Below are 18,605 nucleotides of genomic sequence, written 5' to 3'. Positions count from 1 at the left end.
CCAACCCATAGAGCCATCAGGAGACAACAACCATGTTCTATCGTGAAAACGGTCAGTTCAAAACCAGCTACCGCGCTGACCAGCAAATCTTCACCATCCGGCAAGACAAGATCGCCATCTGGGCGCTGATTGCGGTGGCGTTCTTGGTGGTACCCATGTTCGCCACCGACTATTTCTACCTCGCCATTTTGACCCCGCTGGTCATCATGTCGCTGGCAGCACTGGGGGTGAACATTCTGGTGGGCTACTGCGGCCAAATCTCGCTGGGCTCCGGCGCCTTCATGGCGGTGGGGGCTTACGGCGCCTACAACTTTGTGGCGCGCGTGCCCGATATGCCGCTGATTCCCGCGCTGATTTTGGGCGGCCTGTGCGCCACCTTCTTTGGCATCTTGTTTGGTCTGCCCAGCCTGCGCGTCAAAGGCCTGTATCTGGCAGTGGCCACGCTGGCGGCACAGTTCTTCAGCGACTGGATGTTCCTGCGCGTGAAGTGGTTCACCAATGACTCGCCCTCGGGCTCCGTGTCGGTGAACAACCTGGAAGTGTTTGGCATGGCCATTCAGTCGGCCCAGTCCAAGTACCTGTTCTGTTTGGCCGTCCTGGTGGTGCTGGCCCTGTTGGCCAAAAACCTGGTGCGCAGCGCCATTGGCCGTGAGTGGATGGCGATTCGCGACATGGACGTGGCCGCCAGCGTGATTGGCATTCGCCCCATGTACGCCAAGCTCTCCGCGTTTGCGGTCAGCTCGTTCATCGTCGGTGTGGCCGGTGCGCTATGGGGTTTTGTGCACCTGGGCGCGTGGGAGCCCGCCGCCTTCTCGGTGGACATCTCCTTCAAACTGCTGTTCATGGTGATCATCGGCGGCCTGGGCTCCATCATGGGCAGCTTCTTTGGCGCCGCCTTCATCGTGGTGCTGCCGATTGTGCTGAACCTGGTGCTGCCCGCACTGGCCAGCCTGTTTGGCATGTCGATTTCTACCGCCGGCATCTCGCACGCGGAATTCATCATCTTCGGCGCACTGATCGTCTGGTTCCTGATTGTGGAGCCGCACGGTATCGCCAAGCTGTGGTCTACCGGCAAGCAAAAGATGCGCGTATGGCCCTTCCCGCACTAAGCAGCAATTGCTAAAAAAGTAGCTGCCAGCGCTTATGAAACAAGGTTTTCAGCATCAAAACCATCTGAAACCATTGATTCACAAGCGCAAGCAGCTCTGATTTCAAGCGTCATTACTTTCACCACGAGGAGACATTCCCCCATGAATATGCAACGTCTGATTCTGAGTGCCACGCTGGCAGCAGCGGGTGCCGGCTTTGTGTCCAGCGCAGCAGCACAAGCCGCTGAGCAGTTCTTTCCCCAGCTGACCTACCGCACCGGCGCTTACGCGGCCTACGGTATTCCATGGTCCAACGGCAAGGTGGACTACATCAAGATGATCAACGCCCGCGACGGCGGCGTGAACGGCGTCAAGCTGACCTTCGAAGAGTGCGAAACCGCCTACGCCACCGACCGTGGGGTGGAATGCTACGAGCGCCTGAAAACCCGCCCCGGCGTGGCTGTGGTCGAGCCTCTGGCCACTGGCATCACCTTTGCGCTGACGGAAAAAGCACCCGTCGACAAAATCCCGCTGATGACCCAAGGCTACGGCCTGTCCATCTCCCAGGACGGCAACGCCTTTCAGTGGAACTTCCCCTTCCTGGGCAGCTACTGGACCGGCGCTGACATTTTGATTCAGCACATTGGCAAGCAAGCCGGCGGTCTGGACAAGCTCAAAGGCAAAAAAATTGCCTACGTCTACCACGACAGTCCTTTTGGCAAAGACGCCATTCCGCTGATGGAAAAGCGTGCGCAGATGCATGGTTTCACCCTGCAGCTGATGCCCGTGACCGCACCTGGTGTGGAGCAAAAATCCACCTGGCTGCAAGTGCGCCAAAACCGCCCCGACTACGTGGTGCTGTATGGCTGGGGGGTGATGAACACCACCGCACTGAAAGAGGCGCAGGCCACCGGCTTCCCGCGCGAGAAGATGTACAGCATCTGGTGGGGCGGCACCGAACCTGCAGTGCGTGACGTCGGCGAAGGCGCCAAGGGCTTCAACGCCTTGTCGCTGTACAGCCACGGCACCAGCTCCAAGGTCATGCAAGACATCCTCAAGCACGTGCACGACGCCAAGCAAGGCACGGGCGCACGCAACGAAGTGGGCGAAGTGCTGTATGTGCACGGCGTGATCACCCAGATGCTGGCCATTGAAGCCGTGCGCGTAGCGCAAGAGAAGTTTGGCAAGGGCAAGGTCATGACCGGCGAGCAAGTGCGCTGGGGCATGGAAAACCTGAAGCTGGATGCCAACCGCCTGAAAGAGCTGGGCTTTGAGGGCGTGATGCAGCCGCTGGCGACCTCCTGCGCCAACCACATGGGCTCCAGCAGCGCCCGCGTGTACGCCTGGGACGGCAAGGACTGGAAGTACACCTCCGACTGGTACCAGGCCGACAAGAGCGTGATCGACCCGCTGGTCAAGGAGCATGGCGATAAGTATTTGGCGGAAAAGAAAATTTCCCGCCGCACCGACTGCAAATAAGAGCCCAGCGTGCCATCCAGCCCTCCACAGAAGAGGGCGGTGGGCACGGCAACTCTGCGCAGAAACCATGGCGTGTGCACGGGGGTGTGCATGCCATGTTCCCTCCGGGCATTTCATCCACCACAGGAGACAAGCATGAAATTCAACCATCTGACAGCGGCCACCTTGCTCGCATTGACGGGTATGGGCTTTGCCGCCAGCGCGAGTGCGCAGGCGCAGGAGCAATTTGTGCCGCTGCTTTCGTACCGTACGGGCCAGTTTGCCCCCCTGGGTATTCCATGGGGCGACGGCAAGCTGGACTACCTCAAGCTGGTCAACGCCAAAGGTGGCATCAATGGCGTGAAGATCGCCTATGAAGAGTGCGAAACCGCCTACGACACCAGCCGTGGGGTGGAATGCTATGAGCGCCTTAAAGGCAAAGGCAGCGGTGCTGCAGGTTTTGACACCCAGTCCACCGGCATCACCTTTGCCGTGACCGAAAAAGCGCCCATCGACAAAGTCTCCGTGGTCACCCCCGGTTATGGCCTGTCGCAGTCGGTGGATGGTCGCGTGTTTGAGTGGAACTTCCCGCTGCTGGGCACCTACTGGACGGCTGCGGATTCCATCGTTCAAGACATCTTGAAGAAAGAAAAAGGCAGCCTCAAAGGCAAGAAAATTGCCTTGGTCTACCACGACTCCCCTTACGGCAAAGAGCCCATTCCACTGCTGCAAAAGCGTGCAGCCAAAGAAGGCTTTGAGCTGAGCTTGCTGCCTGTGACCGCGCCCGGCGTGGAGCAAAAAGCCACCTGGCTGCAAATCCGCCAAGGTCGCCCCGACTACGTGATTCTGTGGTCTGCCGGTGTGATGACGCCCACGGCCATCCGCGAGGCACAAGCCACCGGTTTCCCGCGCGAGAAGATGTACGCCATCTGGTGGGGCGGCTCTGACCACGACGTCAAAGGCATTGACGGCGCCAAGGGCTACAACACCGTCACCATCCACAACACGGCCGAGCGCGACAAGGTGCACGACGAAGTCAAGGCCATGCTCTATGACAAGGGCCAAGGCGCCGCCAGCGATGCCAAGGAACTGGGCGCACTGGCGCACACGCGCGGCATGATGATTGCCATGCTGCAAGTCGAAGGCATTCGCGCGGCGCAAGAAAAATATGGCAAAGGCAAGGTCATGACGCCCGAGCAAATCCGCTGGGGCATGGAGAACCTGAACCTGACCCAGGAGCGCCTGAACGAGCTGGGTTTTGGCAAGATGCTGCGCCCCTTCAAAACCAGCTGTGACAACCACCTGGGCACCGACTGGGCCCGCATTGCGCAGTGGAACGGCAGCAAGTGGGTTGTGACATCGGACTGGTACCAGGCCGACAAGACCTTGATCGACCCACTGGTCAAGGAATACGCCGACAAGTACGCCAAGGACAAAAACATCCAAGTGCGTAGCTGCAGCTAATCCCTGCAGCCCCACCCCTGTTTACAGCACCGGCAGCCGGGCTGCAAACAGGGGGCTAGCTTCACATAGAAAAATGACCCTAGCGCTTACACAGCAAGCGCTGACAGCTATCTCAATTGATGAATCAGGTGATTGGCATGACCGAAACCCACAACCCCTCTTCCACTCCTGCCGCCACGACACCTTTGGTGGAAGTCAATGGCATTGAGGTCATTTACAACCACGTGATTCTGGTGCTCAAGGGCGTTTCCCTGCAGGTGCCCCACCAAAGCATCGTCGCCCTGCTGGGCGGCAATGGCGCAGGCAAAACCACCACCTTGCGCGCCATCTCCAACCTGCTCAAGGGCGAGCGCGGTGAAGTCACCAAGGGCGGCATTACGCTAGAGGGCGAGCAAATTGCCAACCTCTCGACCGCCGAGCTAGTCAAGCGCGGCGTGGTGCAAGTCATGGAAGGGCGCCACTGCTTTGCCCACCTGACCATCGAAGAAAACCTGATGACGGGCAGCTACACCCGCACCGACAAGGGAGAGATTGCCGCCAATCTGGAGAAGGTCTACAACTACTTCCCGCGCCTGAAAACACGCCGCACCAGCCAGGCGGCCTACACCTCGGGCGGTGAGCAGCAAATGTGCGCGATTGGCCGTGCGCTGATGAGCAACCCGCGCATGGTGCTGCTCGATGAGCCCTCCATGGGGCTGGCGCCGCAAATCGTCGACGAGGTGTTTCACATCGTCAAGGACCTCAACAGCAAAGAAAAAGTCACCTTCTTGCTGGCAGAGCAAAACACCAATATGGCACTGAAGTACGCCGACTACGGCTACATCATGGAAAGCGGCCGCATTGTGATGGATGGCAAGGCCAGCGACTTGGCCAACAACGAAGACGTCAAAGAGTTCTATCTGGGCGTAGGTGGCAGCGAGCGCAAGAGCTTCAAGGACGTCAAGAGCTACAAGCGCCGCAAACGCTGGCTGGCCTGATTGCAAACCGTTTGATATTCACGCACTGCTGCGGGCACCCAGCACCGCAGCCAGAGGGAGCACACCACATGTCCGCGCATTACGACGCACTGGAAACACGTTCACCGCAGGCCCGCGAAGCCGCCCTGATGGCAGCCCTGCCCGTGCAAATTGCGCATGCACAAGCGCATTCGCCTGCGTTCGCCCATATCTTGGCCGGGGTAGACGCCACCCAAATTCAAAGCCGTGCGGCCCTGGCACAGTTGCCCGTCACGCGCAAATACGAACTGCTGGCGCAGCAGCAGGCGCAGCGCGCCAGCACGCCCTTTGGCGGCTTTAACACGCAAGCCTTTGGCCCTCACATGCCGCGCGTGTTTGCCAGCCCCGGCACCATTTATGAGCCCGAAGGTGCCCGCCCCGATTACTGGCGCATGGCCCGTGCCATTTATGCCGCAGGTTTTCGCGCGGGCGAGCTGGTGCACAACTGCTTTAGCTACCACTTTGTGCCCGCGGGCTCCATGATGGAAACGGGCGCGCACGCCATCGGCTGCACTGTCTTCCCCGGCGGCACCGGCCAGACCGAGCAGCAAGTGCAGGCCATGGCGGAGCTGCGCCCCGCAGGCTATATCGGCACCCCAAGCTTTCTCAAACTTATTGTGGAAAAAGCCCAAAACCTCGGCGTTGCCCTGCCCAGTGTGCGCAAGGCACTGGTGAGCGGCGAAGCCTTTCCGCCCTCTTTGCGCGACTGGCTGAACACGCGCGGCATTGAAGGCTACCAGTGCTACGCCACCGCGGATCTGGGCCTGATTGCCTACGAAACCGAAGCCCGCGAAGGCCTGGTGCTGGATGAAGGCGTGATCGTCGAGATCGTGCGCCCCGGCACGGGCGACCCCGTCCCTGAAGGCGAGGTGGGCGAGCTGGTAATCACCAGCCTCAACCCTGACTACCCGCTGATTCGTTTTGGCACGGGCGATCTGTCCGCCATCCTGCCCGGAACCTGTCCCACAGGCCGCACCAACCAGCGCATCAAAGGCTGGATGGGCCGTGCCGACCAGACCACCAAGGTGCGCGGCATGTTTGTGCACCCAGGCCAGGTCTCTGAAGTGGCCAAGCGCTTCCCCCAGGTAGGTAAAGCCCGTTTGGTGGTCAGTGGCGAGATGGCCAGCGACACGATGACGTTGCTGGTGGAAAGTGCAGAGACATCGGAAGGGCTGGCGCAACTCATCAGCGAGGCTGTGCGTGATGTCACCAAATTACGCGCCGACATTCAACTGGTCGCCCCCGGCAGCCTGCCCAACGATGGCAAGGTGATTGAGGACGCCAGAAGCTACTCTTAATTTCACATCGCAAAAAGTGGGTTGCGCCATACAAAAAATGGCCACCCCTTGCAAAAAATTTCCCTGCAAAAACTTGAAGCGAACAATTGCAGCGCCCCATCTGCAATCACTCAAAACTATAAAAATAAAAACTTTTAGCTGATCTTGCTGCTTTTTGTTACATAAATTGCAGGCAATCACGAGTCACCGCTTTTTGACCTACCGCAAGCAATTTCCTTTCTTAGAATTTTTCTCGTGCCAATCAGGGATTGCACGGGGGTGCATCTGCTCGCTGAGTTCCTAGGATCGCATCCCCAACAAACCTACAAGCTACGACAAGCATCAGGAGATTCACCATGACCCCATCCTTCCGTATTGCTGCCATTGCGTTGGCTGCTGCCACTGCCTCTTTGGGCGCAGTGGCACAAGATTTCCCCGGCAGTAAAAACGTCACGATCGTGGTGCCCTTCTCGGCAGGCGGCCCCACCGACCGCGTCGCCCGCGATTTGGCAGAAGCCATGCGCAAGCCTTTGGGCGGCGCTACCGTAGTGATTGAAAACGTTGCCGGCGCAGGCAGCACCATTGGCTCCGCCAAGGTGGCGCGTGCCCCAGCCGACGGCTATACCCTGCTACTCAATCACATCGGCATGTCCACCATGCCTTCGCTGTACCGCAAGCTGCCGTTCAACGTGCTCAACGACTTTGAGTTCCTGGGCATCGTCAACGATGTGCCCATGACCGTCATTGGCCGCCCCACCCTGGAAGCCAATAACTTCGGCGAACTGCGCACCTGGATCAACAAGGAAAAAGAGAAGGTCAACATTGGCCACTCGGGCCTTGGTTCTGCGGGCCACCTGTGCGGCTTGATGTTCCAAAGCGCGCTGAATGTGCAAATGACCACCGTGCCTTACAAGGGCGCAGCACCTGCCATCACCGACCTGATGGGCGGCACCATCGATCTGATGTGCGACCAGACCACCAATACTTCGTCGCAAATCGAAGCGAAAAAGGTCAAGGCTTACGGCGTGACCACGCTGGAAAAGCTGAAAGCGCCTGCTCTGAAGGATCTGGCAACGCTGGACTCCTCGGGCTTGAAGGGCTTTAACGTGACCGTATGGCACGGCCTGTATGCCCCTAAGGGCACGCCTGTTGACGTGCTGGCCAAGCTCAATACGGCGCTGAAGGCGGCGGTCAAAGACCCTGACTTCATCAAGAAGCAAGAAGGCCTGGGCGCCGTGGTGGTGGCTGACAACCGGGTTGAACCCGCTGAGCACAAGAAGTTTGTGGCCAAGGAAATCGAGAGCTGGGGCAAGGTCATCAAGGCTGCAGGCCAGTTCGCTGACTAAGCACCCCCGCTTGCTTGGCAAGGCTCCCGAGGGGCCTGACGCAAAAAACCGCCCGTGGATGCATCCACGGGCGGTTTTTTTATGCCGACATGCACGCAGCGCCCATACGGCACTGCTGCAACGGACCTATTTCGGTGCCGCCCACGTCACGGGCTTGCCTTCGGCGGCGCTGCGGCGCAGCATATCGGCCAAGGGGGCCACGCGCTGACGCAGGCTCACCGGGCCCAGTTTGGCTGAATCTGCTGCTGCGGCAGACTCTTGTTCCTTAGAGCTTTCACCCACACCATCCATCTCCTCTTTGATCGCTTGGCGGCGTGCATCGTCTTCCAGCACCGCCTTTTCCAGCGTCGCCAAGGCAGCGGGAATTTGCTCCACCGTCAAAATGCCAGCTTCATGCAAAGGCTTGTCCAACAGCTTCAATATCTGTTCTGCCGCTGCCTTCAGCATGATCAGGTCTGCAGTTGCACGCGATTGGAAGGTGTATGCCATGTTCTTATCCTTTGTACATGTATTGCCGTTGAAAAGGGTAATTCGATTGTGCGCCACGCAAAGCGCCTTGCACCAAATCCCCACTGGGGTGGATGACCAACATTTGATGCAGCCCCATCCACCCTTGCTCAAACCCCATCGCAGAGCCTGCCAGATAAAGGCGGTAGGCACGCAAAGCACGGTCAGAACGCTCGGCGTCGGTCTGGGCCGTCAGGATGTGTTGCGCCTGGGGCAGTTGTGACTCCAGGGCGTCCGACCACGCCCACAGCGTGCGCCCGTAATGCGGGCGCAGGTTTTCTGTATCCACCATCTCCAGCCCCGCCTCGGCCATCGCGTGCAACACGGCGCTGACGTGCACCAGCTCTCCGCCGGGAAAGATATAGCGCTCGATAAACTCCCCCATGCCTGCGCCCAATTCGCGGTTGTGCGTGCCCCCGGCGGTAATGCCGTGGATCAAGGCCATGCCCCCGGGCTGCAACAAACGCCGCACGGTGCGAAAGTATTCGGCCAAGTTGGCGTGCCCGACATGCTCAAACATGCCCACCGACGCCATTTTTTCAAAGGGCTGGCCTGCCATCTGCCGGTAGTCGCACAGCTCAACCTGCACTTGCGCCTCCAGCCCCAACTCCTGAATGCGCTGACTCACATAGTTGTACTGGTTGCGTGACAAGGTAATGCCTTTGGCTTTGACGCCATAGTGCTGCGCCGCCCAAATAATCAAACCACCCCAGCCGCAGCCGATATCCAGAAACCGCTCGCCCGCCTGCAGCCCCAGTTTGCGGCAGATGTGATCCAGCTTGGCTTCTTGGGCCTGTGCCAGCGTCATCGCTGCGTCGCGGTAGTAGGCACAGGAATACACGCGCCGGGGGTCTAGCCACAGCGCATAAAAGTCATCGGACAAGTCATAGTGAAACTGCACTTGCTGGGCATCGCGCTCGAGCGTGTGCAAGGCCATGGAGCGGGCACGTTGTATGGCCTGCGACCACCAACTGGCATTGCCCCGCAAAGGATCGGTTTGCAGCAGGCCGTTGGCCACCGCCATCACGTTGCGCATGCTGCCTTGCAAGTCCACCCAGCCTTCCACCACCGCAGCACCCAGCGAGCCGATCTGGCCCTGCGCCAAAGCCATGAATGCGGCTGGCGAGCGCAAGGTCACACGCACCTGAGCGTGCTCGGGGCCAATGCGCTGGCCACTGGGCAAGTCCACGGTCACGCTGACAGGGAGTGCAGCCAGTCGGCGCTCCAGTGCGGCAAGCATGTTGTTCATGCCAGCTATTTTTGGGACAGCCCATGCGCTGCGTCAATACGCCGTTGCACGCAGGCGTGACAGGAATTTTCCCGATTCGCGTGTTTTGTGGTTTTTAAGAGGCGACCCGCCGCAGCTTCGCCGCTCTCACCCCTTGCCAATCAAGCGCTGGTAGGCCTGCAAAGTGCTGGGTGCGACCGATTTGAGCACCTGCTCATACGGGGTTTTCTGGCGCGCCATCAGGCGCATGGAGGCAATGGTGCGGGTTTTGCAAAACCAGTGGCAGGTGTGTTGCAGCAAGAGCAGCTCTGCCGTCATGGTGAAGGCCATGCGCTTGCGAGTCGCCAGATCCACATCATCCGGGGCACACGCTGCACGCACGGCTTTGGCGTGCAGACGCAAGGCTTCGCGCATGTCAAAGGTGTGCGATGGCATCAAACGGTCAAAATAAGGCAGTGCCAGCGGCAAGGTGCTCACCCGCGTGTCTTCGGCTTTTTCTTGGGCAAAGGTCTCCGACAGACGCTGGAGTTGGTCGGCCAGGGTTTTTTCGCTGTTGTCCAAAATGGCCCACACCTGCTTGCTGCGCTCGGCATCTTTTTCATCCAGCGCGCGCATATACCCTTCGATCAGGCCGCCCATGAGCTTTTCTACCTGCGTCGGCGCCAGGTGCGCGCCCAGCAAGCGCACACGGCGGCGGTGCTCTATGCCTTGCAGCACATACACCGCCATCGAGCCCACAATAATCCACGTCAAAAAATCCATAGCGCTACGCCTGCCCCGTCAAAACCAAACCCTAAGTGTATTCAGCCCTTGCCCATGCCTGGGCCAAGCGGACTTTTATGATGCACGCCTTTGTCCCCCGTCTTCAGAGATTTGGCCCGTGTCCCACATCACCATTGAACGCCAGCACACGCTGGGTCTGCCCGCCGCCCGTCAACATGCCCAGACTTGGGCTGAAAAAGCCCATGCCAAATTCGGTGTGCAATGCCGCTATGAAGCTGGCGCGCAATCCGATGTGCTGCACTTTGACGGCAACGGCATGCAAGGCCAGCTGCACGTGAGCGCCAGCCACCTCAAGCTCGACGCGGAGCTGGGCTTTTTGGCCGCCATGTTCCAAGACAAAATCGAAGCCAAGCTCAACGAACAATTCGATGAGATGGTGCAGCCTGCATAAAACCATAGCTGCCAGCGCATGCATTTAAACAGTTTCAGATGGTTTTATATCTGAAACCATTGTTTTACTTGCGTGAGCAGCTATTGCTTTTAGCTTTTGGTCGCACCCATGCGCCACGAAAAAAGGCAGCAGCAAGGCTGCCTTTTTTTGCGTAGAACCTTGCGCCTGCTGGCGCTGTTCGCGCTGCTGACGATCAGCGCAGCGAGTTGATCAGCTCAATGTATTGCTGCTTAGCCTCGTCCTGCGTGGTGTCCTTGAGCTTTTCCCACGCGTCCCACTTGGCGCGGCCCACCATATCGGTAAAGCTGGGTTTTTTTGCCTCGTTGTCGCCTTCGGTGGCTTGTTTGTACAGCGCGTAAATCTTCAACAACGTGGCGTTATCGGGGCGCTCGCTCAGCGCGGTGGAGTTTTTGACAGCTTCTTCAAACGTAGCATTGAGGTCGGACATGCGACGGTCTCCTTATGGTTGGTATCGGCGCAGTGTAGCCAAATTTTTCCAAAAAAGTACGATCGTTCTAAACATTCAAACCACAGCTTTGCGCGCCGTGTTGTGCGCTGCACAGCGCACTAGCTTCCAACCATCCCACGCCGTACTTGCATCCAAGGCAGCACCGTAGCGGTGAGCGGTGGCGCGCACTCGGTGGACGGCTCGCCGGTGGCCGCATGCCAAAGGCCGAACGTGACAAAACCACACCAAGTGCACGCGCTGTGCCACGCTGCGCATGTGGCACATGCTTAAATCTGCATTCTCTAATTTTTGGCTTTGCAACGCACCACCATGACTGCCACCACCGTTCTTGGCGCCTGTCCCCACGACTGCCCTGATACCTGCGCACTCGTCACGACCGTAGAGGGGGGTGTCGCCACCAAAGTGCAAGGCAACGCTAACCACCCCATGACCGGCGGCGTGCTGTGCGCCAAGGTCAGCAAGTACGCCGAACGCACCTACCACCCGGAGCGCGTGCTGACGCCCCTCAAGCGCATCGGCCCCAAAGGCAGCGGGCAGTTCACCCCGGTCAGCTGGGACGAAGCCCTGAGCGACATTGCGCAGCGCCTGCATACGATTGCGCAGCACCAGCCCGAGGCCATCTTGCCCTACAGCTACGCAGGCACCATGGGACTGGTGCAAGGCGAGAGCATGGATCGGCGCTTTTTCCACCAGTTGGGTGCCAGCCTGCTGGACCGCACCATCTGCGCCAGTGCGGGCAGCGAGGCGCTGCTGCACACCTATGGCGGCAAGCTGGGCATGCATGTGCAGTTTTTTGCCGAAAGCAAGCTCATCCTGATATGGGGCAGCAACAGCATTGGCAGCAATCTGCACTTTTGGCGCATCGCCCAAGAGGCAAAGCGCCACGGTGCCAAGCTGGTGTGCATCGACCCGCGCAAATCCGAAACTGCCGACAAATGCCATGAACACCTGCAATTGCTGCCAGGCACCGATGCGGCCCTGGCGCTGGCGCTGATGCACGAGTTGATCGTGCACGACTGGCTGGACCACGACTACATCGCCCAGCACACGCAGGGCTGGGACGCACTCAAAGCCCGCGCGCTGCAATGGCCGCCCGAGCGTGCCGCCCAGGTCTGCGGCCTGCCCGTGGCGCAAATCACGCAACTGGCGCGCGACTACGGCACCACCCAGCCCGCCGCCATCCGGCTGAACTACGGTGTGCAGCGCACCCGCGGTGGGGGCAATGCCGTGCGTGCCATCGCGTGCCTGCCCGCGCTGGTAGGTGCCTGGCGCCACCGTGCCGGCGGGCTGCTGCTGTCCACATCGTCCAATGCCCCCGTCCAGCGCGCGCGCCTGCACATGCCGCAGTTGTTGGGGGAGCGCCGCCCGCGCACCATCAATATGAGCACGATTGGCAATGCGCTGCTGGACACCCAAGCGCCCCGCATTGAAGCGCTGGTGGTATACAACAGCAACCCGGTGGCCGTGGCACCGGAATCTGCCCAAGTGGCCGCTGGCTTTGCCCGCGAAGACCTGTTTACCGTGGTGCTGGAGCACTTTCTGACCGACACCGCCGACTACGCAGACTATGTGCTGCCCGCCACCACACAGCTGGAGCATTGGGACATCCACACCAGCTACGGCCATACCGACGTACTGCTCAACCAACCGGCGATTGCCCCGGTGGGGCAGGCCAAGAGCAATACCCAGATCTTTCGTGAACTGGCCGCCCACATGGCGCGCTACGACGCAGCCTTTGCTGCCCCCCACTTTCACGACCGTGACGAAGACTTGTGCCGCCAGGCCCTGGAGGGCAGCAGCATCGACTTTGCACAGCTGCTGCAGCACGGCTTTGCGCAGCAATCGCTGCCCGATGCGCCGTTTGCACAAGGCGGCTTTGCCACCCCCTCGGGCAAGTGCGAGTTTTACAGCCCAGCGCTGGAGAAAATGGGCATCAACCCGCTTCCAGACTACCTGAGCAACTATGAAATGCAGAGTGAGCACTACCCGCTGGCAATGATTTCGCCACCGGCGCGCAACTTCTTAAACTCCACCTTCGTGAACGTCAAAACCCTGCGCCACATCGAAGGCCGGCCGGAGCTGGAAATCCACCCCGCTGACGCGGCGGCACGCGGGGTTGCCGACGGCGATCTGGTGCGCGTTTTCAACGCCCGTGGCGCCCACGTCTGCCATGCCGCCGTGAACGGGCGCGCGCGCCAGGGCGTGGTGGTGGGCTTGGGCATCTGGTGGCGCAAGGATGGTGCCAACGGTACGAATGTGAACGAACTCACCCACCAGCAGCTCACCGACATCGGCCGTGCACCGGCGTTTTACGACTGTGCGGTGCAGGTAGAACGCCAGCACTGAGGGCCGCCGACCGCCCCCTCCTGCGTGACCTTGACCGCTGGCCCACAAGCCCTGCACACATGCTCCTCAGCCCGCACGCTGCGCCCGTCTGCGGGCTGGGTCTGCCTTACACCGCAGCGCAGCGAGCGCGCTGCTGCGTCACGCAATATAAAATTTAATAGCTGCCTGCGCATACCCACATTGCCTCAGCGGCATTTTTGCTCAATATCTCTGTGATCTGTCTGATCTGCGTGACCATCGGCAGACACATCAGACTCCTGCCCCTGGCTGCGGGCGTAACTATTGCCCCAGTCCCGCAGCGCCACCAGCACCGGCTGCAGCGAATGCCCCAGCGGCGTCAGCGCGTAATCCACGCGGGGCGGCACTTGGGCATAGACCGTGCGCAACACAATCCCGGCGTCTTCCAGCTCACGCAGCTGCAAGGTCAGCATGCGCTGCGTGATACCCGGAATCAACCGCCCCAGCTCCCCAAAACGCTTGGGCCCATGCATGAGGTGAAAAAGGATGATGGGCTTCCATGTCCCACCCATGACCGACAGCGTGACCTCTACGGCACAACCGCTTTTGCTACTCAACCGTTTCATAGCGACTCCCGCGCACCCACACTGTGGTGATGTGCGCTGCACAAGCTAGCGCAACGCCTGCCAAGCAGGCATTACTTACATTTTTAATACTAGCTGACAAATATGTTGGTACTGGCCTGAAACGCCAGCTCAACGCACCATGTGCAGCCCACCATGTCTTACCCGCAAGAAAGCACTCCATGAAAGCCATGCAACTGTCCGCCCCCGGCGGTTTAGACCATCTGCACCTGACCACCTTGCCCGCAGCGGCAGCACCGCAAGCCGGTGAAATTCAGGTGCGTATCCACGCCAGCTCACTCAACTACCACGACCTGCTGGTTGCCACCCAGTCCAATGCCACGGCGGACGGCCGTATCCCCTTGGCCGATGGCGCGGGGGTGGTGACGGCAGTGGGCGCAGGCGTCACCGAATTCGCCGTGGGCGATGCCGTGGTCTCCACGTTTTTTCCGCAATGGCAAGCAGGCAAGCACATGCCCTGCGACTTCCAACGCGTGCCCGGAGATGGCGTCGATGGCTTTGCGCGGGAGTGCGTCACCCTGCCTGCCACGGCATTCACCCATGCGCCCCAAGGCTGGTCACACGCCGAAGCGGCCACACTGACTACGGCAGGCCTGACCGCCTGGCGTGCCCTCGTCGTTGATGGCCGCTTGCAAGCCGGTGACACCGTGCTGGTACTGGGCACCGGTGGTGTCTCCATTTTTGCGTTGCAAATGGCCAAAAGCATGGGTGCACGCGTCATCGCCACCACATCCAGCGCCGCTAAAGCCGAGCGCTTGAAGGCCTTGGGGGCTGACGTGGTCATCAACTACCAGGCCACCCCTGAATGGGGCAATGCCGTGCTGGCTGCCACAGAGGGCCGCGGTGCCGACATCGTGGTGGAAGTGGGCGGCCCCGGCACCTTGGCACAGTCGATCCGCGCCTGCGCCGTAGGTGGCCACATTGCTCTGATTGGCGTGCTCACCGGCTTTGCAGGCAGCATCCCTAGCGCCGAGATGATGGCCAAGCAACAAACACTCCAAGGTTTGATCGTGGGCAGCCGTGAGCACCAGCAAGACATGGTGCGCGCACTGGAGCAATTCACCTGGCGGCCGCTGATTGACCGCCGCTATCCGCTGGAACAACTGGCCGACGCCTTCCGCCACCAGCACAGTGGGCAGCACTTTGGCAAGATTTGTATCGAATACTGACCCACTGCCCCTGCACGCGGCATACCTCACTTTTCGCACACCCGGCATGCCGATGCATGCGGGGCCGCATCGCGCAACGATAGCCTGGGCTTCGTAGCAGGTAACCGACACACTGCAGCAGCCAAGCGGTCAATAATTGCTGCACTGCGCAAGTCCTTCTGTCGCCACAGTCAGTCCCTTCGCGCCAAGACCGTATGCACCTATCGCTGCATACGGAACACCGATAGATCGCTTTGGATGGGTTGACGGCAGGCCTGCGCCGCTGCTGTGTTGCTATGAATTTACGCCGACTGATTTTGGTGCTGACGCTGTGCAGCGCTTTGCTGCCTTTTGCCAATACTTTCTATGCGGGCTACACCGTTCAACGCCAGCAGTTGATCGATACCACCCAGGAAAGCAACGCGGCCTATGCCCGCAAGCTGGCCCAAAGCACCGATGATTTTTTGCAGTCAGCCCTGCAGCAGTTGGGCTACACCGCCCAGCTGCTGGCAACCCATATGGGGGATGAGCCCATGCTGACGCAGGAAGCGACACGCTTGCGCTTGCAAACCAAGAGTTTTAACTCGGTGACCATCTACAACCCGCAAGCCATCGTCCTTGCAACGTCACCGGAGGCACTGCAGATCAAAGGCCGCATGCTTGACAGCGCAGCCGTGCAAGAGTCCTTGCGCACACGCAGCACCGTCATTAGCCAGGCCTTTATGTCTGCGGCAGGCAACCTGATTGTTTTCATCTCGCACCCCATCTTTTCACCCAGCGGCGAATACCTGGGCGCCATCGGCGGCAGCATCTATCTGAAGCAAGAAAGCATGCTCAACCGCCTGTTGGGCACGCATTTTTATGCGGATGGCTCCTACCTGTACGTGGTGGACAAGTCCAAACGCATCATCTACCACCCCCACCCCGAGCGTGTGGGCCAGGTCATCACGGGCAATACCGTGATTGACCGGGTGATCTCAGGCGACTCGGGCTATGCGGCCGTAAACAACAGCCAAGGCACCCCGATGCTGGCAGGTTTTGCCCAAGTGCCAAGCTCTGGCTGGGGCATCGTCGCACAGCGGCCTCAGCAGGCCACATTGGCTCCTCTGGATACGCTGATGCGCACCATGCTCTACAAAACACTGCCGCTGACCTGTGTGCTGCTGCTTGTGATCTGGTGGGGCTCACGGCGTATTGCCCAGCCTTTGCGGCAACTGGCCAATGGCGCCCACACCATGGACCGCGCCGACACGGCCCAAACCATTCAGTCGGTGCAATCGTGGTACTACGAAGCGCAAGAGCTGAAAAAAGCCATGCTGGTTGGCCTGGGCCTGCTGCACCAGAACATGAGCCAGCTGCGCCAAGACGTCTCGACCGATCACTTGACGGGGCTGGGCAACCGCCGCCACATCGATGCGGCTTTGGCCCGCTTTGCAAGCCATGACATTCCGTTTGCGGTGGTGGCGATCGATATCGACCACTTCAAACACGTGAATGACACTTTCGGCCATGACGTGGGCGACATGGTGCTCAAGCAGCTGGCAGCACAAATGCGCGACGTCTGCAGGGCAGACGATGTGCCTTGCCGGGTCGGCGGCGAAGAGTTTCTGCTGCTGCTGCCCAAAGCCTCACTGGCAGATGCCGCGCAAGTGGCAGAGCGTTTGCGCCATCTGGCCGAAATCACCGAGCTTCCTGTGGTCGGCCACATTACGATCTCGGTGGGGGTTTCGCACTGGCCACACTGCAGCCCCAGCCAGACCACCGTGTTCAAACAAGCCGATGACATGCTTTACGCCGCCAAGCATGCCGGGCGCAACCGGGTACAGGTGTATCCCAGCTGATTCACCGCCACCGTGTCACCCGCCGCAACCCGCAACACTGCCTCGAAGGGTTTATGCTGAATGGCATTGACCCACGCTGAGAGGCCTATGCTGCATGCCGCTGTTGTTGCTGTTCGGGAAGTCGCGGTTGAGCGCTCAATGGCCCGCCGTGGCAACAACCCCTTGCGCCTGGGTGACTCCATGCGAGAGTGCATGGACTTGGCAAGCAAATCCCACATCTCCATGCCTGCCGGTATGGCACGGCGGTTCAAAGCTATGAAGACGACAGATATCCCCCAAACACTGCGCCTGCTGCTATCTTTGGCCGTGGGGGCGCGTGCTTTCATTGGGGGCATTGGCCCGAGCTGGCTTGCCTGGAATATGCGCCTCTGGGGCGTTCCGGCATTTTCTGCACTCGGCAGTTGCGGGTCAGCCATCCGCCTGGCGATGGGGGGCCTGACCCTGCGCAGGCACCAGGCCTTGGATTGATACCACCATGTCAAAGCGCCTTGTGGTGGGAATGACTGCGCTGGTGGCGGCGGCGCACTGGGCGCTGCTGTTCAGCCCCTGGTTCGGGCCTGCGACAACCCCCCAATCTTCTGCAAACACCCCGAATGTGCTGGAAGCGGTCTGGCTTCCACTGCCGCCACCCCGTCCAGCGGCCCCCCCTGCATCCGTGGTACGCCCTCTGACGCCGACGCCACCCAAGCCAAGGGCACCAGCACCTTCGTCTCCCGTACAAGCACCCTCGGCGCCCCCCAAAAAACCGATAGTGGATACCCCATCGTCAGCCCCCGCCACGACGCTGACAACCACGAGCAACGCTCCAGATGCGCAGGCGGCGCTACCACCACAGGCTGAAGAGCTGCTGGCTGAAGCCCCCCCCGCCAGCGCTGCCGCCGCCCACAGCCCAAACACCGGCCCGCGCCTGCATGTCCAAGATGCAGCAGGCGCACCCGTCACATTGGCGCTGCCCTCCGATGGCTCTACGCTGGCGCAGCACAAGTTGCTACGCTTTCAGGTGGCAGGTTTTGTCAAAGGCATGCAATACCACGCCCAAGCAGAACTGGAGTGGCACATCGACGGGAACCGCTACCAAGCGCGGCAGCGCATCAGCGCGTTCCTCTTAGGCTCCATGGAGCAAACCAGCCAAGGACTGCTAACCCCCCTGGGCTTGCAGCCGCTGGAATTTACCGACCGCCGCTTTGCCAAAAAACGCTCCGTCACACTGGACTGGGAGGCGCAGCAAGCGTCGTTCACGCCCCTGCAACCGACAACGCCGATTGGCCCCGGCACACAAGACCGCCTGAGTGTTTTCTTGCAGCTGGCTGCAATCTTGCACAGCACGCCAGACCTGCGTGCCGCTGGCAACGCCTGCAAGTTCCCACCCTGGGCTCACGCCGCATGCAGATATGGACCTTTGAAGTACAAGCGCCGGAAATACTAGATTTGCCCGGTGGAGCCAGACCAACACTGCGCCTGCGGCGCATTCCACCCGCTGGCGAGGCAGAACAAGCGCTGCTGTGGCTCGACGCCACACAAGGCTATGCGCCGGTGCGCATTCACATGGAAGAGCCCAACGGCGACGTGATGGATTTCGTCCTCCAAGACTGAGCGCAGCTGCACACGCCCACACACCACAACACGCATCAGCAGCGACAGCACCCCTGTACAAGGGGCACA

Annotated in this window: 18 protein-coding genes; 13 read left to right on the top strand and 5 right to left on the bottom strand. The window is 60.2% G+C overall.

What is annotated here, in order from left to right; translation table 11 throughout:
• The first annotated feature begins 32 nt into the window (after nt 1–32).
• From B3R00_RS04360 to B3R00_RS04335, 6 genes are all read left to right on the top strand, one after another.
• Entirely contained in the window at nt 33–1,109 is a 1,077-nt protein-coding gene (locus B3R00_RS04360; RefSeq protein ID WP_284213745.1) for a branched-chain amino acid ABC transporter permease, read from the top strand.
• A gap of 141 nt (nt 1,110–1,250) precedes the next feature.
• Entirely contained in the window at nt 1,251–2,567 is a 1,317-nt protein-coding gene (locus tag B3R00_RS04355; protein ID WP_286997644.1) for an ABC transporter substrate-binding protein, read from the top strand.
• A gap of 135 nt (nt 2,568–2,702) precedes the next feature.
• Nucleotides 2,703–4,010 carry an ABC transporter substrate-binding protein gene (locus B3R00_RS04350; RefSeq protein WP_219162994.1) on the top strand — a complete coding sequence of 436 codons (1,308 nt, stop codon included), beginning with the start codon at nt 2,703–2,705 and terminating at the stop codon, nt 4,008–4,010.
• Nucleotides 4,011–4,147: 137 nt separating this feature from the next.
• Complete coding sequence (locus tag B3R00_RS04345; protein ID WP_286997642.1) at nt 4,148–4,987, top strand: ABC transporter ATP-binding protein; 840 nt, start codon at nt 4,148–4,150, stop codon at nt 4,985–4,987.
• Between the two features lie 68 nt (nt 4,988–5,055).
• On the top strand, nt 5,056–6,303 hold the full coding sequence (locus B3R00_RS04340) for a phenylacetate--CoA ligase family protein (RefSeq protein ID WP_286997640.1): 1,248 nt from the start codon (nt 5,056–5,058) through the stop codon (nt 6,301–6,303).
• A gap of 335 nt (nt 6,304–6,638) precedes the next feature.
• Complete coding sequence (locus tag B3R00_RS04335; RefSeq protein ID WP_286997638.1) at nt 6,639–7,628, top strand: tripartite tricarboxylate transporter substrate-binding protein; 990 nt, start codon at nt 6,639–6,641, stop codon at nt 7,626–7,628.
• A 126-nt stretch (nt 7,629–7,754) separates the two neighbouring features.
• Here the strand turns inward: B3R00_RS04335 and B3R00_RS04330 are convergent, their stop codons facing one another.
• The 3 genes from B3R00_RS04330 to B3R00_RS04320 form a co-directional block, all read right to left on the bottom strand.
• Nucleotides 7,755–8,117: a DUF1840 domain-containing protein gene (locus B3R00_RS04330; protein WP_219162998.1), complete on the bottom strand. Its 363-nt coding sequence runs from the start codon at nt 8,115–8,117 to the stop codon at nt 7,755–7,757.
• A gap of 4 nt (nt 8,118–8,121) precedes the next feature.
• Nucleotides 8,122–9,384: a class I SAM-dependent methyltransferase gene (locus tag B3R00_RS04325; RefSeq protein WP_286997637.1), complete on the bottom strand. Its 1,263-nt coding sequence runs from the start codon at nt 9,382–9,384 to the stop codon at nt 8,122–8,124.
• A gap of 126 nt (nt 9,385–9,510) precedes the next feature.
• Nucleotides 9,511–10,125: a hypothetical protein gene (locus B3R00_RS04320; RefSeq protein WP_174862339.1), complete on the bottom strand. Its 615-nt coding sequence runs from the start codon at nt 10,123–10,125 to the stop codon at nt 9,511–9,513.
• A gap of 118 nt (nt 10,126–10,243) precedes the next feature.
• Here B3R00_RS04320 and B3R00_RS04315 point away from each other — a divergent pair, with 118 nt between their 5' ends.
• Nucleotides 10,244–10,537 carry a polyhydroxyalkanoic acid system family protein gene (locus B3R00_RS04315; RefSeq protein ID WP_174862340.1) on the top strand — a complete coding sequence of 98 codons (294 nt, stop codon included), beginning with the start codon at nt 10,244–10,246 and terminating at the stop codon, nt 10,535–10,537.
• A 193-nt stretch (nt 10,538–10,730) separates the two neighbouring features.
• On the opposite strand, the gene B3R00_RS04310 is transcribed toward B3R00_RS04315, so the two are convergent.
• Nucleotides 10,731–10,985, bottom strand: a complete 255-nt coding sequence (locus tag B3R00_RS04310; RefSeq protein WP_284213749.1) for an acyl-CoA-binding protein — start codon at nt 10,983–10,985, stop codon at nt 10,731–10,733.
• 330 nt (nt 10,986–11,315) lie between these two features.
• On the opposite strand from B3R00_RS04310, the gene B3R00_RS04305 reads away from it, so the two are divergent.
• Nucleotides 11,316–13,352, top strand: a complete 2,037-nt coding sequence (locus B3R00_RS04305) for a molybdopterin-containing oxidoreductase family protein (protein ID WP_286997635.1) — start codon at nt 11,316–11,318, stop codon at nt 13,350–13,352.
• 185 nt (nt 13,353–13,537) lie between these two features.
• On the opposite strand, the gene B3R00_RS04300 is transcribed toward B3R00_RS04305, so the two are convergent.
• The gene (locus B3R00_RS04300; RefSeq protein ID WP_286997634.1) at nt 13,538–13,936 is read right to left on the bottom strand and encodes a winged helix-turn-helix transcriptional regulator; all 399 of its coding nucleotides are present in this window, start codon (nt 13,934–13,936) and stop codon (nt 13,538–13,540) included.
• A gap of 179 nt (nt 13,937–14,115) precedes the next feature.
• Between B3R00_RS04300 and B3R00_RS04295 the strand changes: the two genes are divergently transcribed.
• The 5 genes from B3R00_RS04295 (at nt 14,116) to B3R00_RS04275 (ending at nt 18,536) form a co-directional block, all read left to right on the top strand.
• Nucleotides 14,116–15,123: a zinc-dependent alcohol dehydrogenase family protein gene (locus B3R00_RS04295; RefSeq protein ID WP_286997632.1), complete on the top strand. Its 1,008-nt coding sequence runs from the start codon at nt 14,116–14,118 to the stop codon at nt 15,121–15,123.
• Between the two features lie 275 nt (nt 15,124–15,398).
• A complete protein-coding gene (locus tag B3R00_RS04290) occupies nt 15,399–16,943 on the top strand; it encodes a sensor domain-containing diguanylate cyclase (protein ID WP_286997630.1) in 1,545 nt (514 codons plus the stop codon).
• A 60-nt stretch (nt 16,944–17,003) separates the two neighbouring features.
• Nucleotides 17,004–17,411 (top strand): hypothetical protein, encoded by a 408-nt coding sequence (locus tag B3R00_RS04285; protein WP_286997629.1) that lies wholly within the window; start codon nt 17,004–17,006, stop codon nt 17,409–17,411.
• A 7-nt stretch (nt 17,412–17,418) separates the two neighbouring features.
• Nucleotides 17,419–18,369, top strand: a complete 951-nt coding sequence (locus B3R00_RS04280) for a hypothetical protein (RefSeq protein ID WP_286997628.1) — start codon at nt 17,419–17,421, stop codon at nt 18,367–18,369.
• Nucleotides 18,327–18,536: a hypothetical protein gene (locus tag B3R00_RS04275; protein ID WP_286997627.1), complete on the top strand. Its 210-nt coding sequence runs from the start codon at nt 18,327–18,329 to the stop codon at nt 18,534–18,536. The genes B3R00_RS04280 and B3R00_RS04275 overlap by 43 nt, the downstream gene beginning before the upstream one ends.
• Nucleotides 18,537–18,605: the final 69 nt, after the last annotated feature.

This window comes from Comamonas sp. UBA7840 (assembly GCF_002501455.1).
GTDB lineage: Bacteria > Pseudomonadota > Gammaproteobacteria > Burkholderiales > Burkholderiaceae_C > Comamonas > Comamonas jiangduensis.
This window is presented reverse-complemented; position numbering and strand designations above follow the sequence as displayed.